The organism is Paenibacillus sp. FJAT-27812, assembly GCF_001273905.1.
Classification (GTDB): domain Bacteria; phylum Bacillota; class Bacilli; order Paenibacillales; family Paenibacillaceae; genus Pristimantibacillus.
In genome coordinates this window covers 3,861,542-3,880,737 of record NZ_LIGH01000001.1, presented here as the reverse complement: position 1 = coordinate 3,880,737, position 19,196 = coordinate 3,861,542, and the positions used below count along the sequence as shown (strand labels likewise).

Here is a 19,196-nt window from a genome sequence, read left to right as displayed (position 1 = left end):
GAGGCGCCTATGCAGGCTCGAATGGTTATACTCGGAATCGTCGTCGCATCGATCAACCGGAAACCCTTGGAACATGAATCGGAGCCCGCCTTGCCGGAACCCCGCTTCTGCCAAGCGCTCAGCATGGCCGGCAAACCGCTTGGCATTCATGTCTATGTATTCTCAGAAGAAAGCCTGCAGCCGAAATCTGGACAGCTGTATGGTTATTGCTATGAGCAAGGCCGCTGGGCATGGCAGCAAGTTCCATTGCCGGATATTATCTATGATCGATGCTTCTTCACCGAAGCTAATCAGCGAACCCGCTGCCAAAGCATGCTGAACAGGTTATCGCAGAAGAAACCTTTTTTGATGCTTAACGGCACTCTTCCGGCTAAGCTTGACGTCTTTGACGCACTTAAAACAGATTCCTTGCTTGCGAAGCATATGCCTGCAACGATCCCCTATCAATCTGCAAATCAGGTCAAACAGATGGCTGATCGGCGTATCGACGGCATCGTGCTTAAGCCATCAGCCGGCATGCAGGGCAGAGGGATATTGCATATCAAGCGTTGTCCGCTCAGCCGAGCAACGAAGGTGAATGGGCGAACCCGCCAGAACCGTTCTTTCTCGATGACATTTACGGAGGATAGCGAATTGGAGCACTGGATAAACCGCTTTATCAACCGCTCATCCTACCTGCTTCAGCCTTACCTTTCGCTTAACGATGAGGACGGCAAGCCTTTTGACGTAAGAACACTTATGCAGAAGGATCACACAGGAAAATGGTCGCTGACCGGGGTAGTCTCTCGTACCGGGCAAGCGGGCTCTCTAACATCCAATCTGCACGGCGGCGGTGACGCCCGCCCGGCTGCTCAGCTGATCACTGCCAAATTTGGCAAGCAAAAAGCCGAACGTTTGCTAGAGCAGATCCATACAATAAGCAAGCAAACAGCGGAACGTCTTGAAAGCAAATTTGGCAGATTTGCCGAGCTCGGATTAGATTATGGCATTGAGCCAAGCGGTCAAATTTGGCTGATTGAAGCCAATTCGAAGCCAGGCCGTTCTTCCTTTCGAATCATTAGTGACCTAGAGGCCGCGCGGCTGTCAATCGAAAGACCACTCTTATATGCACGCTTATTGTCCAGGCGCTTGTCCCCGTACTTTGCAGCCAATGAATCCACAAACGGCCGTCACCGTTTAACAAGATCCGACAACCAATTACGGCCTTTCAACGTTCAGGAGGTTCATCGATGAGTTTGACAACTTGTAACGTACATTTCTCACAGCAGTCTAATAATATCGTATATTTGTCCAGCCCTCTGTTAAAGCATCTGAAGCTTTCAGGCAAAAAGTCGGTTCACCTCAAGCTGGGCAAAGAAGTCATTACAGCTGAAATCAAGCAGTTGAACCGGCCAGGCAATCATCTGTACTTGTCATCAGGGATACGGCAGTCCATTAGAGTGCCGAAATCCGGCAATGTATACGTGCTGAACACCGGCGACAACGAGGTGCAACTCGGTCCGCTTGTCGGCATCCTAAGCGATAATGGCATACGCTCAGAAAGCAATCCTTTTGGCGGAAGAACGAATTTCATTAAACAGATCATCCGCACCGGAGAGTCCAAAGCCTACCTTTTTGGCTTTACTCCGCATGATATCAATTGGCAGCAGGAAACGGTCAACGGCTATTTTCTTGACTCGCAGGGCGGCTGGTACCGCAAGATCGTACCGCTTCCGGACGTCGTTTACAACCGCCTTCCGAACCGCAAGGCGGAAACTTCCGCCTCGATCAACGCGCTGCGCGAGCGCTTCGTGCGCCGTAAAATCCCTTTTTTCAACTGGAGCTTCTTTAATAAAGCCGACGTTTACAAGCTTCTGGATAAAGATCCCGAAGCATTGGTTCATTTGCCGGAATCCGCATCTGGACCAACCTTGGACCAAATTAAGGAAATGCTCGAAAAACATCAGTTCCTTTATTTCAAACCGACCGCAGGCAGCCTTGGAATAGGCATATACAGACTGACCTATCATCCAAAACGCGGTTATTTCGCACGGTACCGCAAGGGCAGCCAAAACGTGCTGCTTCGTTTCTCGAACTTCAGCAGCTTGATGCGGATGCTGCAAACGAAGCATGGCCATAATCTCAATCACTATGTCGTTCAGCAAGGGATCAGGCTCGTTGAGATCGACGGCTGCCCTCTCGATTTCCGCTTTCATATGCATAAGAACGGCAAAAACGAATGGGTGCCAGCAGGCATTGGCGCGAAGAAGGCCGGCCGCGGCAGCGTAACGACACATGTGAAAAACGGCGGCTCGCTTATGACACCGGAGCAGGCGCTTGAGAAAACATTCGGTGCACAGTCAAGCACCGTGCTTGAAAAAGCGAAAAAAACAGCCATCAAGCTATCCGAAGCGATCGAACGCAATTATCCGCATCGGCTAGGCGAGCTGGGTCTGGATATTGGCATCGATAAAGACGGAGAAATATGGATGTTTGAGGCTAACGCTAAGCCAGGCCGTTCGATATTCAAGCATCCTGCGCTTCGCTCGGAGGGTCGCGCTTCGATATCTTATATTTTTGAACACTGCATGTACCTTAGCCGTTTTCATGGCCAGGGAGGTAATGACTGATGGACAGCAAGCATTCAGAGGATCATGACATAAAAGGAATGCGAGCTGGCAGGACCGTACTGGCTATTTTGACGATAGATGATGACGCTCAGCTCTTCCGAGGCAATCGCAGCAACTTCGCCGATTTGATTCGTACCGGTCAATCTATGGGGTTTATTGTCTATGTAGTGACGGTCAAAAACCTTCTTCTAACGAGGAACAGCCTAAAGGGTTTCGTATACAGCGCGGAGAATGACAGCTGGCAACAGCGTCTTCTCCCGTTTCCCGACATTATTTACAACCGCATACCGCTTAGGGAGGACGAAGAGCTGCCTGCCGTCAGGCAAAAGATTGAGGCTTGCCATAAGCATCCGCATGTGAAGCTCTTTAATCCATCCTTCTTCAACAAATGGGATCTCTTCGAATGGCTGCGGCTCTCAAAGTCGACCAAACCCTACATTCCAACAACGCGCAAGCTAATAACGGTAACAGGTCTTGGCCGAATGATGCGCAAACATTCTTACTTGTATTTAAAACCTGAGAGCGGGAAAGCCGGCAAAGGCATCATGACCATTAAGGTCGAAGCCGAGACGCAGCAGCCCTATCGGTTAAAAATTCAAGAAAACAAAAAGAGCGCCACCTATCAATGCTCTTCGATCAATAAGCTGTGGAGCCGGATTCAAAAGCAAAGCGGAGGGGAAGCCTACATCGCCCAGCAGGGCATCGATTTGGCCTCCTTCAACGAACGAAGATTCGACCTGCGCGCGCTGGTGCAAAAAAACCAGCGTGGCCAGTGGGACATTACAGGCATTGGCGCCCGGATAGCCGGAGCCTCTAGCATAACTACCCATGTGCCGCGGGGCGGCATGATCGAAGATCCTGAGAAGCTGCTTGTCAACTCATTTAATGAGGAGCAAGCGCGTAAATTGTTAATAAAGGCCAAAAACACAGCGGTGCTCATCGCCAAACAAATCGAGCGGGCATCCGGGCAGCTACTCGGCGAGATGTCGATGGATCTGGGTATCGACAGCGTCGGAAACATGTGGTTTTTCGAAGCGAATTCTAAACCCATGAAATTTGATGAGCCTCATATTCGTCAAAAATCGTTGGAACGCATTTTTCATTACGGAGCTTATTTGGCTAGAATGAAATCGGAAAAAGCGGGAGGCGCGTAACATGGAGCTGGAGCTGCTTACACCAGAGGGTTGGTTGCTGGAGCAAAAAAGACTTATCGGCTTTGCCATCCGTTTTGGGGATAAGCGGCTCGCTGTCTCTACCATACATGCGCTTCGCAAGCTGGACGGTTCCTTACTTAAAGAAGCTCGCAACGGAACATTTGGCGCAGTTGCTGTGATCGCAAAGCATAGCAGCCGCATCGCTGGCTTTGGCTTTGCCGAGGACGGCGGCGAGGGAGCCTGCATGGTCGTTGTTCATCCCGAAGCAAGGAGCCTTGGAGTCGGCAGCGCCCTCGTTCAAGCGATGATAGCGCGCCTTGGGAAGCTTGCCTGCAACGTGGCGACTGACAATACGGCCAGCATGGCGCTTTGCTTTCGCCTTGGCATGACAGCCGTATCGATGCACAGAGGTCCGACAGGCAAACCGACGCTTCGATTCGAGAGAAACGACGCGCATGCTGCTGACGCTCCACAACCATTAATGAAGCTGGCTGCCGAGCTAGATGGATCGAAGGAAACGCAACAATAATCAAGCATGTACCTGCCAAGGAGCAGCGCATAAGCGCTGCTCCTTGGCAGTTTTTTTTCTTTGGCTTTCTGAGAAAACGTTATTGATGACATAAAACATGATTACAGGTCATAGCCGTTCAAGTACTATTGTTGATCCAATAAGCGAGCAAGCTCTCTGAAATCGGCAATCAGCACATCCGCACCGTCAAGCTCTGCCGCCCGGCCATAGGTCGCGTATGCGCAGCCGATCGTTTGGAGGCCATTTCCTTTTCCAGCTTCAACATCCGATGAACGGTCGCCGACCATCCAAGCGGATTTAACCCCATGATCCTTGAGCAGACGTGCTACCAGATCGACCTTGCTTGCCGTTGCGTACTCTCCCGCGCTGTACAAACCGTCAAATAGCTCGGCAATGCCTCTGTGACGTGCGACACCCTTCACATAATCCTCTAGCCCATTGCTTGCCACAAACAGCTTCACTCCGCGATCCTTCAGCTCGCGCAGCGTCTCTTCGACATAAGGATACAGCCGGCCTTCTCCTCGGATCAAACCTTCCATCTCGTATTGGAGCAGCAGAACATCCGCACGCTGACGCGCAGCCTCCGAGCTGCCTGGCATAACCTGACGCCAAATATCTTCCAGCAGCATGCCTAGGCAGCTGAGCAAACGTTCCACTGGCGGCGTCTCATGCTCGTAGAGCCCCTCCTCCCGAAGCGTCTCGAACACGCGGTGATGCACGGGCACAAGCAGCGTATCCGTTTCAAACAACGTTCCATCCATATCAAATATGACAGCCTCAGGCACTTGAAGCTTATGTTCGCTCATGATCCAAATCCCCCTTCAAAGTCTGCTCTTATCATACTGGAATAGGGGAAAGCATCGCAAGCTTGAACGCAGGTTTCTACGGTTCTTCACCTTAATCAGGAACAGCGTAAATGAATTCACGTACCGGGATGGAAAGGTTACTTATAGCTGAAAAGCGAAGCGGGAAGCATCGCGATTCTCCCGATCGCATAAGGTCCGAGATAGGCGCCGCTTGCGAGAAAAACGGGATTCTCAAGCACGCGGTGCACCTCTGTCATAAATAACGTGCCGTCCGCAATCGTCCCCAAAACGGCATCTGCCGACACAACAAAAAACAAAAAAGCCGCTGCTACGGCTATCCCGTCAAAAATACGGCTGATTGTGCCGCTCATTTTGCTAATCCATGCTATTAATGCAGAACCAACCGCAAGTCCCGCACCGATCATGATCATCATGTCCTTCACCTCTAGAATCAGGTTCGGTTATTTTAGCGCGGCTTAAACCTAAGCTCACTGCATGAAAAACAGACAAGATGAATAAATAGCATACAGGTTGTTTACATATGATAAAAGATTGAAATCCATTTGGATGGAGGGTTTGCTATGAAAAATCATTTTCGATGGTTGAACGTCATCGGCCTCGCTGCCGTGCTTATTGTGAATGGACTGGCAGAATGGCTCCCGATTAACGGCAAAACGACCGGAGAGTTATCCGCTAAATATCCCGTGCTGATCACGCCTGCGCCTTACGCTTTCTCCATTTGGTCCGTCATCTACCTGCTCTTAATCGGATTCGTCGCTTATCAGCTTAGGCAGCAGGCCGCAAGCAGCAAAATCGTTCAGAGCATCGGGCCGTGGTTTTTAATCAGCTGTCTCTTCAATTGCGCTTGGATCCTCGCCTGGCATTATGAGAAGCTGACGGCCAGCGTTTTCATCATGCTAGCGCTTCTCCTATCGCTTATTGCCATTTATACCGCCGTTCGAAGGGATAAGCCTTCACCGGCTCGCGGCGAACGTTTTTTGGTTTGGCTTCCATTCAGCATATACCTTGGCTGGATTTGCACCGCAACGATTGTGAACATCGCGGTCGTCTTGTATGCTGCCGGAAGGAATGGCCCCCTCATGACAGACATTGCTTGGACCGTTATCCTGTTAGCCGCAGCCAGCCTGCTTGCTCTTGTCATCGGCTTCAAATATCAAGATGCCGCTATCATCCTTGTATTCATTTGGTCGTTTATCGCAATTGCGGTTAAGCAGGGGCAGCAGCCCGAGGTTAGCCTCGCAGCATGGATCGGCGCAGCAGTCCTGGCAGCGGCAGCCGCCGTCCTATTAATGAAAGCGAGCAAAAGGAATTCCGCAGCGTATTGAAAATTAGAACCGAATATGTCACACTGTGTGGTGGGTGTTAGGACTAATTGCCCCTTGCAGGAAAGGACGTGACGGTTCACGTATGACAAAATGGCTGCTTCGTTCGATGACAGAATTAAGTTCGCGCAAATGGATATCCAGCTTAACCGGAAGATTCGCGCAATCGGCTGCCAGCCGCCCTTTTATTTCCCGGTTCGCTAAGACATACGGCATTAAGATCGAGGAAGCAGAAAAACCTCTATCCCAATATATGACATTAAATGAATTTTTCACTCGGCGGTTGAAGCCTGGGCTTCGCGAGATTCACGAGGGCATTGACTCGCTCGTAAGTCCCGTTGATGCTCTTATCACGGGAGCAGGGCCGATAAGCAGCGGTACAATCGTCAACGTCAAAGGTCAGGACTATACGATCGAAGAGCTTCTTAACCGTTCCCCGCGAACGGCTAATTATATGAATGGCTATTATATCGTCCTCTATTTAAGTCCGACGGATTATCACCGCATTCACACCCCTGTCAGCGGGCGGATTGTGGAGCGCGAGCATGTTCTCGGCAGAGTGTATCCCGTAAATGACTTTGGGCTGCGGCATATGCGCAGAGTGCTAAGCCGCAACGAGCGGCTGATTACGTACATGCAGCATTCTGCTGGAGAGACGGCTGTCGTCAAAGTAGGAGCCATGAATGTGAGCAGCATTCAATACGTACAGCCGTTGAGACCCGAAATGGCCAAGGGCGAGGAGCTGGCCTATTTCGAATTTGGCTCTACCGTCGTGCTGCTGCTGGAGGATGGAACGTTTACCCCGCGCGATAACGGCCTGTTAGGGATGAAGGTTCGAATGGGCGAGCGCCTGGGGGCCCTTCAAGACAATTAGCATACGCAAGCGCGTTGAACGCAAATAAAGAGGCTGTCTTCCGAGGTCATTGACCTTGAAAGACAGCCTCTTTTGCGCGCGAACATCAGATGAGCAGCAGCGCATTCTTCATTACTTACCGAATTTCTGACGGGCTGCGTCCCGTATACTGCTTGAATTGACGGCTGAAGAAAAAAATATCGCGATAGCCAAGCGCATCCGCTACCTCTGTCACATTCATCCCAGCATGCATGAGCAAATGCTGCGCCCGCTCGATTCTTGTACGAATCATATACGTTTGCACCGACATCCCGATCAGCTCCTTGAACTTCATCGAAAAATACCTTGGCGAAAGCTGCGCGCGCATCGCAAGATCCTCTACCCGGTGGGCGATGCTCGGGTTTTGCCGAACAAAGTTAGCCACCTCGTGAATGGCTTCCGTGAGCTGATTGCTTGCCTTCTTCTCAACCGGCAGCTGCTTGTCCTCTCTGAGCAAATGAATCATCAGCTGCTTGAGAACAAGCTGCGCCTCTTCCTCCGCCGCATAAGTCTGTACAAGGAACAGCCTTACATAACGGGAAAGCATATATTCGAAATCGACAGTATCGCTTAATTGCCTGTACCGATTCGGTACGGCATCGATCGTTTCGTTAATGGCAAAATGAATGTAGGATAATACGAGCGGCTTCTGCGGATTATGGGTAGCGCTTGTGTAATCGTTTGGCCTGAACAGGAAACAGCTCCCCGGTCCTACCTGATAGAGGGTGCCATTGACTTCTACTTCCCCTTCGCCGCTCCATACGTAAAATAAATCAAAATTGGCCATCGGCTTCTCGCGTCTCGCCCATCTCCAACCCGGCTCGCATACGATTTTTGCAAACGCAGGTAACAGGATGAACGATTCAGGCGAAATGTGCAGCATAGAGCAACCTCCTGTGCTAATCTATGCCGTTATCATACAACAGCACCAAACTTTTGTACAAGCTGCCCAAAAATTACGAAAAATTTTGGTTTGAGAATGGTTTGCAGCTTTAAAAAAATGTTATAATAGCACCCGACAAGCGTAAACGGCTAACGCCTGATTATACTCATTTCAAATGAATGATTTCGGAAGGATGGAATAAAGTCCATGAACCCACTTGCTCAGCAGTTAAACGAGACGTTGCAATCGGAGAGTCCGAACGTCTATGCGATGTTGTCAACCTTAGGCAAAGCGATTTATTTTCCAAAAGAGGGCATACTCAGTCAGTCCGCCGAAGCGAAGACGAAAGCAACTAAATTTAACGCTACGATCGGTATTGCAACAGAAGGCGGACAGCCGATGCACCTTAAGGTCATCCAGGATACGCTCTCTGCCTACAATCCGAAAGATATATATGAATATGCGCCGCCAGGCGGGAAGCCCGAGCTTCGCGCTGCTTGGCGTACGAAGATGATTAAGGATAATCCTTCCCTTGAATCAAAAGGTTTCGGCAATCCTGTAGTTACGAACGCACTGACGCATGGCCTTAGCATTGTAGCCGATTTGTTCGCAGATGCTGGCGATGCTGTTGTCATTCCAAATAAAAACTGGGAAAACTACGAGCTGACATTTGGTATCCGCCGCGGTGCCGAAATCGTAGAATACCCGCTCTATAATGATCAAACCCGCTTCAACAGCGCTGGCTTGCGCGAGGCATTGCTTGCTCAGAAGGATAAAGGGAAAGCGATCGTCGTGCTGAATTTCCCGAACAACCCTACGGGCTACACGCCAGGACCTACGGAAGGCGACGAGATTATCGCTGCGATCCGTGATGCCGCGGAAGCAGGAATCAATGTTGTAGCCGTAACCGACGATGCTTATTTTGGTTTGTTCTTCGAGGATTCCTTGCAGGAGTCTCTGTTCTCCAAGCTTGCCGACCTTCACCCGCGCGTCCTTGCAGTTAAAGTAGACGGCGCAACAAAAGAAGAATACGTATGGGGCTTCCGCGTGGGCTTCATCACTTACGCTTCAGCTTCGGCATCCGTTTTAGCTGCGCTAGAGCAAAAAACGACCGGCATCATTCGCGCTACGATCTCCAGCGGCCCTCATCCGTCGCAAACGTTCGTATTGCACGCTTTGAAATCGCCTGAGTTCGAAGCTCAAAAAGCAGAAAAATACGAGATCATGAAGCGCCGTGCCAACCGGGTCAAATCGTTGCTCGACAGCGGCCGATACGGCGATGTATGGGGCTATTATCCATTCAACTCCGGTTACTTTATGTGCCTCAAGCTGAGCCAAGTAACGGCTGAAGCGGTACGTGTCCGTTTGTTGAACGAATATGGCATCGGTACGATCGCTCTAGGCGAGACCGACCTGCGCGTTGCCTTCTCCTGCATCGAGGAAGAAAACCTCGAAGAGCTGTTCGATACGATCTTCAAAGCTGTTAATGAATTGATCGCTCAAAACGTATAATAAGCAAACGCCGCACACTAGCGGCCATTGCAGAATCCGAACATCGAAAAACCCCCTAAGCAGCATGTCTAACTGACGACGCTCCTTAGGGGGTTCTTTTTTTTGTTAATCCTCATCCTCATCCAAGCTGAGCTTCCTGCGCAGCCGACCTGGCCGAATAACCAAATACAGGAGCGCTGCTGCCGCCGCAACCAGCGAAGGAGCATAAACCCCCGATAAGGCTAACGGCAGAGCGACAAATAGCCAGAGCAGCGCCGCACAAATCAGCATGACCATTCGGTCAACCTTCAAATATTGCTCGATTCGCTGCTTTTCCGGCAGAGGATATACATGCTTCCAAACCGAGTGTCGATGGATATGGCGCAGCCCGCCTAGTTGAACGGCGATTAATCCCATAAAAATAACAAAGGTGATGACAGCGCCGTACCCGGACAGCGACACCGCCTCGGCAAACCAATAAATGATCAAGCAGCCGAGAAAGAGCAGCCGCAAAATAATGCCGCCCATTTCCGTCCTTAGCATGGATGCCGTATAGAGATAAACAAACGTATTCCGGCTCGAATAGGGAATTAGCCGAAGCACCCAAGTTAAATAGGATCTTTTGGCAATGCTCGATGGAAGGGTCGGTACGTCTATGAATAGTCCAAAAAAAACATAATAGCGCCTGCGCGTCCGTGCTTCCTCATCAATCAGCCTCTCCCAAGGAAAACGATGCTTGCTTGGAAGACGGTAAAGCAAGCCAAAAAAAACAACTACGAGCAAGGAAAACAACACGGCTTGCCATACCAGGCAAGTGAGCCACGCCGTAAGAATGGCAGCTGTCGCCAGCCAGCGCAGCAGACGCATAAGACGTCTCATGCTCGGCCAAGTCATCTGGCGCTCTTTCCATGCGCCCCACACATTTCCAGCTTTAAGCGCCGCTGCTGCTACTGCAAGCAGCCATCCCCCGCTAACGGCAGCACCTTGATTATAAATCGGCATGTAAAGAAGAAACACGAGTGCAGCGAGTACGAAACATGCCCTTGTTGTATAGCGGAACGACCGTCTTAAGTAACCTCCCATATTCGCTTCGCGCGGCATTAAAAATACGGTGTCCCCAAGTGCAAGCCAAGTTCGAAGCGGACTCCAGCACAGGACAAGCGTCAAAGCGATAACGCCGACTGTTGCGATGGGAAAGCTCGCTGGCATATGGTGAATCAAGTTGATATAGCCAAGAATCGATGAGATCACGATCAAGGACATAAATGCCGGAAAGCCGCTTTGCCCCATATAGCGAAAATAAGGCAGCGTTTCCTCGCGGAACGCCTTTGCCCTTTGAAGCCACATCGTCTCAAGCTTAGGTTCAGCAGTCATTAGGCTTGGCCCCCAGTAACAAGCTTATAGAAGGCATCCTCCAAAGAACCGCCGCGCAGATCCATCCCTGCAGCTTGCCTGACGTCCTCGAGCGTGCCTAAGGCGACAATTTTGCCGTGATGCATGACGATAAACCGATCGCAATACGTTTCGACTGTAGCCAAAATATGCGAGCTCATTAAAATAGCGGCCCCTTTGCGCTTCACCTCGACCAGCCGCTCAAGCAGGGAGCGAATGCCAAGCGGATCAAGCCCAAGAAACGGCTCGTCGATGATGTACAGAGGCGGCTCAGCCAGCAGCGCGTTCATGATCATAACCTTCTGCTTCATTCCTTTGGATAAGTGGGAGGCAAACGCTTTGCGCTTAGGCATCATCTGAAACTGGTTCAGCAGCTCGTCTTCCCGTGCCTCATAGTGCTTGTCCTGCACGCTATATGCCATGCCGGTCAGGCGCAAATGCTCCTCTACCGTCAGCTCATCGAACAGCACCGGCGTCTCCGGCACATAAGCAAATGCGCTGCGGTAGCGCTCCGTTTCTTGCTCCAGCGTAACGCCATCAACCTTTACCTCGCCGATCTGCGGCTTCATTAAGCCTAGTATATGCTTGATCGTCGTACTCTTGCCTGCGCCGTTCAGGCCGATAAGGCCTACCATTTCTCCAGCCTTCACCTCAAAGGAGATATCATGCAGCACAGGTCTTTTGGGGCTATAGCCGCCTGTTAAGCCATTTACCTGTAAAATAGGTTCCATCCTATCACCTTCAGCATCACAATTTGTTTTAACTAGTAAACAGCATACCGAATAATTCGCCTAATATCAAAAAAAAGGCATCACCCCAACGGGTGATGCCTCCTTAATTTTATAACTATTTGATTTCAATCGATTTTGCCGTATTATTATCGCCCTTCACCTGAACAAGCTGTCCAGCCTTAAGCAGCGAAGCGTCACCGGAAATCGCAACGTTTGAATCAACGTTATAAATGAAGACAACGGTTTGTGAATTTTCAACTCGGGAAATCGAGATCGTCGACAGTTTGGCTTGCGAGTTGAACGTAACCGAACCAATATACCCAAGCTCCGAGAATGAAGAAACGACAGGGGCCGATTTCGTAACCTCAATGAATACCACTTTATTCAGATACGTACGGACAAGCACCTCATCGCCTGCGCGCAGTGCGCTGAGTGGCGCTTTCTTATCATCGCGGAAAATGAATACATTCGAATCAATCGCCAATGCCGTTTCCGAGTTATCCGCTTTTACTACCGTCAGGCTGCCATTTGCAGGCGCTGCCTTCAGCTTGCCTGTGATCGCTTGCGCGTCGTGATCCGGCATTTCGGTATCCGTACGATCAAGCAGCGCGGCGAGCTCTGCGCGGCTAACCGGTTGATTTGGACGGAATGTTTTGCCATGCTTGTCATCATAGCCGGTAATAATCCCTTTCTTAAGGGCAAGGGCAACATAACCGACAGATCCGGCAGGAATCTCCTTAGCATCCTTGAAGTCAAGCTTCGTATTATTGAGAGCTTTGGCCTCGTCTTCCAGTTTAAGCGCTTTAACTAGTAGGATGGTCGACCATAGTCTTGTTGCATTCGCCTCCGGATTTACTTCCGTTTCCGTTTCCGAGAACAAGTCATTTTCAAGCGCGACAGCTACGTAGCCGACAGCCCAAGGATATTTGCTTTTGATTTTGTTAGCATCCTTGAATTGCAAATCCGTTTTCATCTCTTCGGCCGACTCCGCTTGAGCGCGAAGACCCATCAATCTGACGGCTGCAGTCAACGTTTCGATGCGGCTAATCTTTTGATTCGGCTTAAACGTGCCGTCCTCGTAGCCTGTGAATACACCCTTCGATGCAAGGCGCATGATGTATTCCATAGCCCATTTCAAATCATTCTCATCTTTGAAATTCCATGTAACTTTATAGTCGCCATCTTTATCTTTCTTATCGTTCTTATCCTGCTTGTCCTCATGACGGCCTTTATCATCATCACGATCTCCGTCATGTCCTTTACCTTTACCGCCATCTGCAAAAGCTGACGTTGCTCCGCCTGCAAGCATTAGCAGCGCAAGCGAGGAAATTGCTGTCTTTTTCCACATTGTTTGTTTCATTAAGAAAGCCACACTCCTTTTTCGATTAGCGGGTTTTGCCGCATTTTTTACCTTCGCCCATACGTTTCGGGTGAGGCTGATCGATTTAAGAGGGTGGCTGTCAAAATAATTTTATTTTATTTTATTGTTCCTTCTCGGCTTCGCGTTTCGCTTTCAACCATTTAGGCGCGCCCTTGTTCTTGCCTTCGCGCTTGCGCTCTACTTTTTTGGGAGCCGGCTTGGCTGCCGGCTTCGGTTTTGGAGCAGCGGCGCCCTTGATTGCAGCCTCGGGCCTTGCTTCCTTCGCTGTACCCGGAGCTTCCTTGCGCTCAATCGACCGTTTCGCCTGCTGCACGTCCGAACGTTCCGCCAGCTTCGCTTCATGATGAGCCGCGAATGGGCGCGTAGCCTCTCTCAGCTCTTCCGCTGTCAGCAGCTTTCCTCTGAACATCGTCCGCTCCGACAAATCGATGCCGAGCTGCTTACGGAATTTCTCCATAATAAACAGCTCCTGCGGCGTCACGATGGATACGACCGTTCCCGCTCGCCCCATCCGTCCGGTACGTCCCGCACGGTGCACATAATGGTCGGCATCCGCCGCCGGATCAAGTTGAATGACTAGCGTCAGTCCTTCAATATCCAGTCCGCGCGCGGCAACATCGGTCGCGAGCAGCAGCTGGCAGCGCCCATCGCGAAACCGCGCTAGCGTCGCAGCGCGGCGCTGCTTATCTGCATCGCCATACAGAGCTTCCACGGTGAAGCCCTCGTAGCTAAGCTTCGACTCCCAGTTCGAGATGTTATCCGTATCATTTAGGAATAGCAGCGCAGAAGCCGGATTCAGCAAGCGCACGAGCCGCCGTGCCGTATCGGTCTTGTCCCGTTTGTCGCTGACGATAAAATAATTGTCAATCGTCTGCGAGACGCGGTGCTCCGGCGTAATTTGGATGCGCTCCGGATTTTTCATCCAGCGTCCTTCAAAGCGTGCCATCTGATCGGGATACGTCGCGGAGAAAAACGCGATCTGCCGATCTTTGCCCACGCTATGCAAAATTATTTCGACCTCTTTCGTCGAGCCGAGCTGGAACACCTGATCCGCTTCATCAATAACGACGTTATTGACATCATTCAATCGAAGCTTGCGCAGCTTAAGCAGCTCATGAATGCGTCCCGGCGTTCCGATAACGAGCTGCGGGCGAAGCTTAAGCTTCTCCACTTGGCGCTTTAGGGCCGCCCCTCCGATCAACTGCTGAACACGTATGTTGATCGGCTCGGCATAAGCCTCCGCAACGCGTACGATTTGCATAGCCAGCTCTTGTGTCGGCGCCAAAATAATTGCCTGTATCGCGTTCGAATGCGAATTCAGCTTTTGAAGCAGCGGCAGCAAATAAGCCAGCGTCTTGCCGGTACCCGTCTGCGATCTTGCTGACACATTGCTTCCGCCTAGTAGAATCGGTATCGTCTCCGCTTGTACGTCGGTTGGCTCGACGATTCCGTTTGCCGCCAGCTTATCCGCGAGCAGCTCATTAATGCCTATTTCATTCCAAGTATACTTACTCATTCTTTAATCCTCTCTCATTCAAGCCTTTATTTTCGATTGATCAATCCGCCGAACAACAGGTCGATCGTCCGCGGCAGCAATTGATATAGCTTTATACCAATAGAAGCTGTTTTGGGCAGGTCCAGCTCAGCTTTCCTCCGCTCAATCAAACGAATGATTCGTTTGACAACGTACTCTGGCTTCATCATAAACCAATTCACATTTTTTACGTAAGAGCCGGAAGGATCAGCCAGCGAGAAAAAAGGAGTATCGATCGGCCCCGGATTAACTGCTGACACCTGTATCCCATGCTCGCGAAGCTCCATTCGGAGCGAATTCGTAAAGCCAAGCACAGCATGTTTCGTAGCGGTATAGCTGGTTGACTTTGCGGTGCCTATCTTTCCAGCGAGGGAAGCAATATTCACAATTTGTCCGCCGCCCTGCTTCACCATATGGGGGATGACAGCCTTCGTGCAGCGAACAATTCCCATATAGTTCGTATCCATCATTTGCTCAAAGCTTTCCACATTCATGCTCATAAAATACTCGAATTGCCCGTACCCTGCATTGTTCAGCAACACATCTATTTTACCGTATTTCGCAATGACGGCTTCTACCGTTTGCTTCACCTGCTCATTATCGGTAACATCCATTTGAAAGTATGAATGCTTGCCTTTAATGGCGCCGGAGATTTCTTTAAGCTTATCGACGTTGCGTCCTGTCAGCACAGGGATTGCGCCGCGCTCAGCAAGTCTTATTGCCGTAAGCGCCCCGATTCCGCTTGAAGCTCCGGAGATAAAAATCACTTTGTCTTTTAACATCCAACATCACCCATTTACAAGTTTACTTGATTGGTATTACAGACGCAAAAAAAGCTCCCTAAGGAGCCATTCCTGTGCTAAGATGCGATTAAAACTTGGATGTCAAGTTCTCCGATACCTTCCATAATGAGCGGAATCGTCAGCGCCTTTTGTGCGCTAAAGCCCGCTGATTGAGCAGACTGGATAACCTTCGGCGGCGTAATATCAACTCTAACGCCTTGGTTAAACAGCATCGTGCTGGCATTTCCGCTAATCATATTGCCAAGCTCAGAAATAGCACTCTTCACAATTTCGTCGATTTCAGAGATAACGTATCCGCCCATCATCGCAGAAACCATTTTCATAGCTACTTCTTCGCTAAGCCCGAATACAATGTCACCGTTCATCTGTCCGTTGAGTCCAATTTGAATCCAAATATAGTTCTCTACAAACTTGATATCCTTAAGACCTAGCTCTCCGGTCGCAGGACGTATTTGAACGACTTGCTCAATCACGATTTTTGCGGATTCAAGAAACGGGTTAATGTACTCTGCCTTCATAATGAAGATACGCTCCTTTTCGACAAAATTCGCGCTTTGTCTTGTTTAATTTATATTATACTTAATTCACTAGGACAAGTATACTATAAATGAATAATATACAACTAAAGAACTATAATTTTTTATTGAAAATTGTAGAATGATGGTAGGAATGGAGGTGGCTCTTCTATGCCTAACGTATGGGCTCATTTTATTTTTGGACAGCTAGTGTTTGAAAAGCTTGGAGAAAGCGCGCTTCTGCAAACCGATGAGCAAAAAAATATATTTAATATGGGCTGCCAAGGTCCTGATTTTTTATTTTATCACCGTTTTTTCCCGTGGCAGCGCAGTTTAGCCCTTAACCGTCTGGGAACTGAGATGCATAACCGGAATTGCGGGCCTGTCCTCGTAGAAATGCTCGACTGTGTCAACGGCCGGCCGGCCTGCCCTAAACGTCCTGATTCCTCCATCTTATATACGCTTGGTTTTGTTTTGCATCATATTCTAGATCGGAACCTGCATCCGTATGTATTCAGCAAATCCGGGTTTCGCAAGTGGGATCATCAGCGGTTTGAAATTATGATGGACACTGTAATTGCCAAGAAGCTGTGGGGCGTTGAAACGTGGAAAAATGCCGTTTGGAAGCATATCGATACGAAAGGTGCCTTTCCCCCGCCAATTGTAGACGCTTTCGAATCCATTGTTGCGGCGTATTACGCAGAGCTTGCTCCGCATATTCGCCGTGAGGATTGGAACCAAGCAAACCGTGATTTTACGAAAGCGCAGCGATTATTCCATGATCCGACCGGCATTCGCCGCAGGCTGACCTTCGGACAAATGGAGCCCTTTGTGTATAAAAGAGGCCCGCTGCCCTTTGATGTGTTAAATGAAGCAGAGCAGCCATGGCTAGATCCAGTTGACGGCAGCACCTATCACGATCAAAGCGTCTGGACGTTATGGGACAATGCTTTGTCAGACGCGCTTGAGGTCTTAGGCGCTATCCTCATATGGCTAAGGGCCCACGAGAGGCCTCAACATACGAAAGAGGATCGCATCCATGTCCGGCAGCTGCGTGAGGCGGCCATAGCTTTAATTGGCAACCGCTCCTACGAAACCGGCTTAAACTGCGATTCAGGAGCTGCCATCGGCTTTGCAAATACGGTATGGGCTGACCAGCCAGGCATTACGAGGGCTCCTTAACAAGAGGAGCCTTCGGCTGCCCATCTTCAGCTTACTTAATAAAGCAGAACTATACGGCTTTGCTTGTCAGGCTTCTGCGATAACGAAGCCTGATCAAGCGCAGTCGTTCATACAAAACATCTACAGGCTTGTTTAGCTGGGAAGCATCCGATGAACCGTATACCTGCTGAAGCACCGGCTTTAAATACTTATCCCCCACATCGATTAGCGCTGCCCATACGAGCTGCTGCTCATCTTCAGGCACATCAATCAACTCCCTTGCAATGAGTGGATCAACATTATAGCCTTCCAGCTCAAGCTGCTCGATCCGGTCCATCAGCTCGCGCCTTGAAAGCGCAAGCTCGGCGCCTAGCTGCTCGAGCGAGCCGCCCTCCTGCACCGTCGTTAAAATATGTTTTTTGGCTGCATGGCGATCCATCTGAGCTTTATATTTGGTTTTCTTTTGTTTATAGAGCCACTGGGTGTACGCGGCCGAATCCAGCTTATCCACTACCCATTGGAGCGGAAATTCCGTTTCACGGTTTGCTTGTGCCGTTATCTCCAACACTTCTAGACCATAGGAGGCGTGCTTCGTGCTTCCCCACCCGGGAATTTGGGCAAGCTCTTCCGCTGTCTTCGGTACAAAGGCGCTAATCATCCACAAAATTCTATTGGTTGCGATAAGATAGGCCGAGCGTTTCTCTGCCGCCGCTTTGGTTCGGCGCCACTCTCTCAGCGCGCCGAAGAGCTCCTCGCTCGCATGCAGCTCGCCATAGCATTGCAGCATCATCCCGAGGCTTCCCGGCGTTGTACGGCGATCATCCAGCATACCGTCTATGATTGGTACAAAGCCCTCTCCCATCACCTTTGCAATGCCATGCCGAAAGGAAACCATCATTTCCTCCCATGATATCCCTTCAAACCAGGTTTGCGGGTTTCCGCTACTTGCTTCTCCCTCAACCCACAGCACAGCCCATTCGCCCTGACGCTCGCAGATTGACAGCTGCGCGCTTACGACCTGATGATCATCGCTTGGCTTCTCGAACGTATTCATAAAAACGATTTGCATGGTTACCTCAATCCTCCAATAAATAGATAATTGCGAATGAATTGAACGGCAGAGAGACTGCCAGAAAACAAAAAAAAGCACCTCCTCTGCCTAAGGCAAAGGAGGTGCTTCCTCTCACGTTCAATGATTCGATTGCTTTCATGCTATCATAATGATTTCTTTATTACAAGCATTTTGTTGTTGTATAATGATTGTAATAATGGAGTGGAGGCTATACAACATGCTGTTGCCAGATTTTGATTTTATGTCCGATTCGACCGAGGATACATCTACACGTTATGTAACGTTTATCGGTCCAAGCTTAAAGCGTTTTGATCTTGCCATCACGTCCACGAGCCGCTTCTACGGCAAGAAGCTGGTAACCGATTTGCAGTTCGGCAAAACCGCGATTATCGGCCCGGATGACCTGGAAGAGGAAGGTTATTTGGAATTCACGTTTAAGCTGACGGAGGAAGAAGCCGCCGAGCTTGCTCAGTTCTTGTACTTTGTTGTAGGAACGGTGCATTTTACCGATTAATCAGGGTACACTGAAATGGTAATACAATACCATTTCAGGAGGAGTTTACTGATGGATCGGTTTATTCATGAGAATCGCCAGCCGTATACAGATGTATCGACAGTAGAATCGCAGCGTAACGATCTAATACCGGAGGAGTTCCCGGATGGTCCTTATGGCTCTGACCTGCGGATGGAATCACTAGGCAAAAGCACACCATGGCGAATTGACCAGCGGCCATCAAACCGCTTCGACTATGAAAATCGAGCGCTTCACGAGGATTTGCCGCGCGACTATCCAGGAGAAGACGAGTACGGTCATACTTTTCCAGAGGTGCATGACGAACCGTAATCAAGCAAGCGTTTAGTTTAGCACGCAGCATACAAAAACAGGTCGAAGCATATTCT

20 protein-coding genes are annotated in these 19,196 nt (G+C 49.9%); 10 read left to right on the top strand and 10 right to left on the bottom strand.

What is annotated here, in order from left to right; genetic code table 11:
• Positions 1–9 precede the first annotated feature (9 nt).
• From ADU23_RS16405 to ADU23_RS16390, 4 genes are read left to right on the top strand one after another with little or no spacing between them, the layout of a single operon-like run.
• The gene (locus ADU23_RS16405; protein ID WP_053374709.1) at positions 10–1,233 is read left to right on the top strand and encodes a YheC/YheD family endospore coat-associated protein; all 1,224 of its coding nucleotides are present in this window, start codon (positions 10–12) and stop codon (positions 1,231–1,233) included.
• On the top strand, positions 1,230–2,609 hold the full coding sequence (locus ADU23_RS16400) for a YheC/YheD family endospore coat-associated protein (RefSeq protein ID WP_053374708.1): 1,380 nt from the start codon (positions 1,230–1,232) through the stop codon (positions 2,607–2,609). Before ADU23_RS16405 ends, ADU23_RS16400 begins: the two co-directional genes overlap by 4 nt.
• Positions 2,609–3,763, top strand: a complete 1,155-nt coding sequence (locus tag ADU23_RS16395) for a YheC/YheD family endospore coat-associated protein (RefSeq protein ID WP_053374707.1) — start codon at positions 2,609–2,611, stop codon at positions 3,761–3,763. The genes ADU23_RS16400 and ADU23_RS16395 overlap by 1 nt, the downstream gene beginning before the upstream one ends.
• 1 nt (position 3,764) lies before the next feature.
• A complete protein-coding gene (locus ADU23_RS16390; protein WP_053374706.1) occupies positions 3,765–4,292 on the top strand; it encodes a GNAT family N-acetyltransferase in 528 nt (175 codons plus the stop codon).
• Positions 4,293–4,417: 125 nt separating this feature from the next.
• Here ADU23_RS16390 and ADU23_RS16385 read toward each other — a convergent pair whose 3' ends face one another.
• Entirely contained in the window at positions 4,418–5,098 is a 681-nt protein-coding gene (locus tag ADU23_RS16385) for an HAD family hydrolase (protein ID WP_053374705.1), read from the bottom strand.
• A 137-nt stretch (positions 5,099–5,235) separates the two neighbouring features.
• Positions 5,236–5,532: a hypothetical protein gene (locus ADU23_RS16380; RefSeq protein WP_053374704.1), complete on the bottom strand. Its 297-nt coding sequence runs from the start codon at positions 5,530–5,532 to the stop codon at positions 5,236–5,238.
• A gap of 147 nt (positions 5,533–5,679) precedes the next feature.
• Here ADU23_RS16380 and ADU23_RS16375 point away from each other — a divergent pair, with 147 nt between their 5' ends.
• Positions 5,680–6,444, top strand: coding sequence for a tryptophan-rich sensory protein (locus ADU23_RS16375; protein ID WP_053374703.1), 765 nt, complete (start codon positions 5,680–5,682; stop codon positions 6,442–6,444).
• Positions 6,445–6,526: 82 nt separating this feature from the next.
• Positions 6,527–7,315, top strand: a complete 789-nt coding sequence (asd, locus tag ADU23_RS16370) for an archaetidylserine decarboxylase (RefSeq protein WP_053374702.1) — start codon at positions 6,527–6,529, stop codon at positions 7,313–7,315.
• Between the two features lie 115 nt (positions 7,316–7,430).
• Here asd and ADU23_RS16365 read toward each other — a convergent pair whose 3' ends face one another.
• On the bottom strand, positions 7,431–8,216 hold the full coding sequence (locus tag ADU23_RS16365; protein WP_053374701.1) for a helix-turn-helix domain-containing protein: 786 nt from the start codon (positions 8,214–8,216) through the stop codon (positions 7,431–7,433).
• Positions 8,217–8,423: 207 nt separating this feature from the next.
• On the opposite strand from ADU23_RS16365, the gene ADU23_RS16360 reads away from it, so the two are divergent.
• The gene (locus tag ADU23_RS16360; protein WP_053374700.1) at positions 8,424–9,728 is read left to right on the top strand and encodes an aminotransferase class I/II-fold pyridoxal phosphate-dependent enzyme; all 1,305 of its coding nucleotides are present in this window, start codon (positions 8,424–8,426) and stop codon (positions 9,726–9,728) included.
• A 105-nt stretch (positions 9,729–9,833) separates the two neighbouring features.
• Here the strand turns inward: ADU23_RS16360 and ADU23_RS16355 are convergent, their stop codons facing one another.
• From ADU23_RS16355 to ADU23_RS16330, 6 genes are all read right to left on the bottom strand, one after another.
• The gene (locus tag ADU23_RS16355) at positions 9,834–11,081 is read right to left on the bottom strand and encodes an ABC transporter permease (RefSeq protein WP_053374699.1); all 1,248 of its coding nucleotides are present in this window, start codon (positions 11,079–11,081) and stop codon (positions 9,834–9,836) included.
• Entirely contained in the window at positions 11,081–11,830 is a 750-nt protein-coding gene (locus ADU23_RS16350) for an ABC transporter ATP-binding protein (RefSeq protein WP_053374698.1), read from the bottom strand. Before ADU23_RS16350 ends, ADU23_RS16355 begins: the two co-directional genes overlap by 1 nt.
• 115 nt (positions 11,831–11,945) lie before the next feature.
• Complete coding sequence (locus ADU23_RS16345) at positions 11,946–13,190, bottom strand: S-layer homology domain-containing protein (RefSeq protein WP_053374697.1); 1,245 nt, start codon at positions 13,188–13,190, stop codon at positions 11,946–11,948.
• A 121-nt stretch (positions 13,191–13,311) separates the two neighbouring features.
• On the bottom strand, positions 13,312–14,727 hold the full coding sequence (locus ADU23_RS16340; protein ID WP_053374696.1) for a DEAD/DEAH box helicase: 1,416 nt from the start codon (positions 14,725–14,727) through the stop codon (positions 13,312–13,314).
• Between the two features lie 26 nt (positions 14,728–14,753).
• Positions 14,754–15,527 (bottom strand): SDR family NAD(P)-dependent oxidoreductase, encoded by a 774-nt coding sequence (locus tag ADU23_RS16335; protein ID WP_053374695.1) that lies wholly within the window; start codon positions 15,525–15,527, stop codon positions 14,754–14,756.
• Positions 15,528–15,604: 77 nt separating this feature from the next.
• On the bottom strand, positions 15,605–16,066 hold the full coding sequence (locus tag ADU23_RS16330; protein WP_053374694.1) for a chemotaxis protein CheX: 462 nt from the start codon (positions 16,064–16,066) through the stop codon (positions 15,605–15,607).
• 168 nt (positions 16,067–16,234) lie between these two features.
• On the opposite strand from ADU23_RS16330, the gene ADU23_RS16325 reads away from it, so the two are divergent.
• On the top strand, positions 16,235–17,245 hold the full coding sequence (locus tag ADU23_RS16325) for a zinc dependent phospholipase C family protein (protein ID WP_053374693.1): 1,011 nt from the start codon (positions 16,235–16,237) through the stop codon (positions 17,243–17,245).
• Positions 17,246–17,294: 49 nt separating this feature from the next.
• On the opposite strand, the gene ADU23_RS16320 is transcribed toward ADU23_RS16325, so the two are convergent.
• Entirely contained in the window at positions 17,295–18,293 is a 999-nt protein-coding gene (locus tag ADU23_RS16320; protein WP_053374692.1) for an HRDC domain-containing protein, read from the bottom strand.
• Between the two features lie 220 nt (positions 18,294–18,513).
• Here ADU23_RS16320 and ADU23_RS16315 point away from each other — a divergent pair, with 220 nt between their 5' ends.
• Both ADU23_RS16315 and ADU23_RS16310 read left to right on the top strand, forming a co-directional pair.
• A complete protein-coding gene (locus ADU23_RS16315; RefSeq protein ID WP_176707761.1) occupies positions 18,514–18,810 on the top strand; it encodes a DUF3055 domain-containing protein in 297 nt (98 codons plus the stop codon).
• Between the two features lie 51 nt (positions 18,811–18,861).
• Positions 18,862–19,140 carry a hypothetical protein gene (locus ADU23_RS16310; protein ID WP_053374691.1) on the top strand — a complete coding sequence of 93 codons (279 nt, stop codon included), beginning with the start codon at positions 18,862–18,864 and terminating at the stop codon, positions 19,138–19,140.
• Positions 19,141–19,196 lie beyond the last annotated feature (56 nt).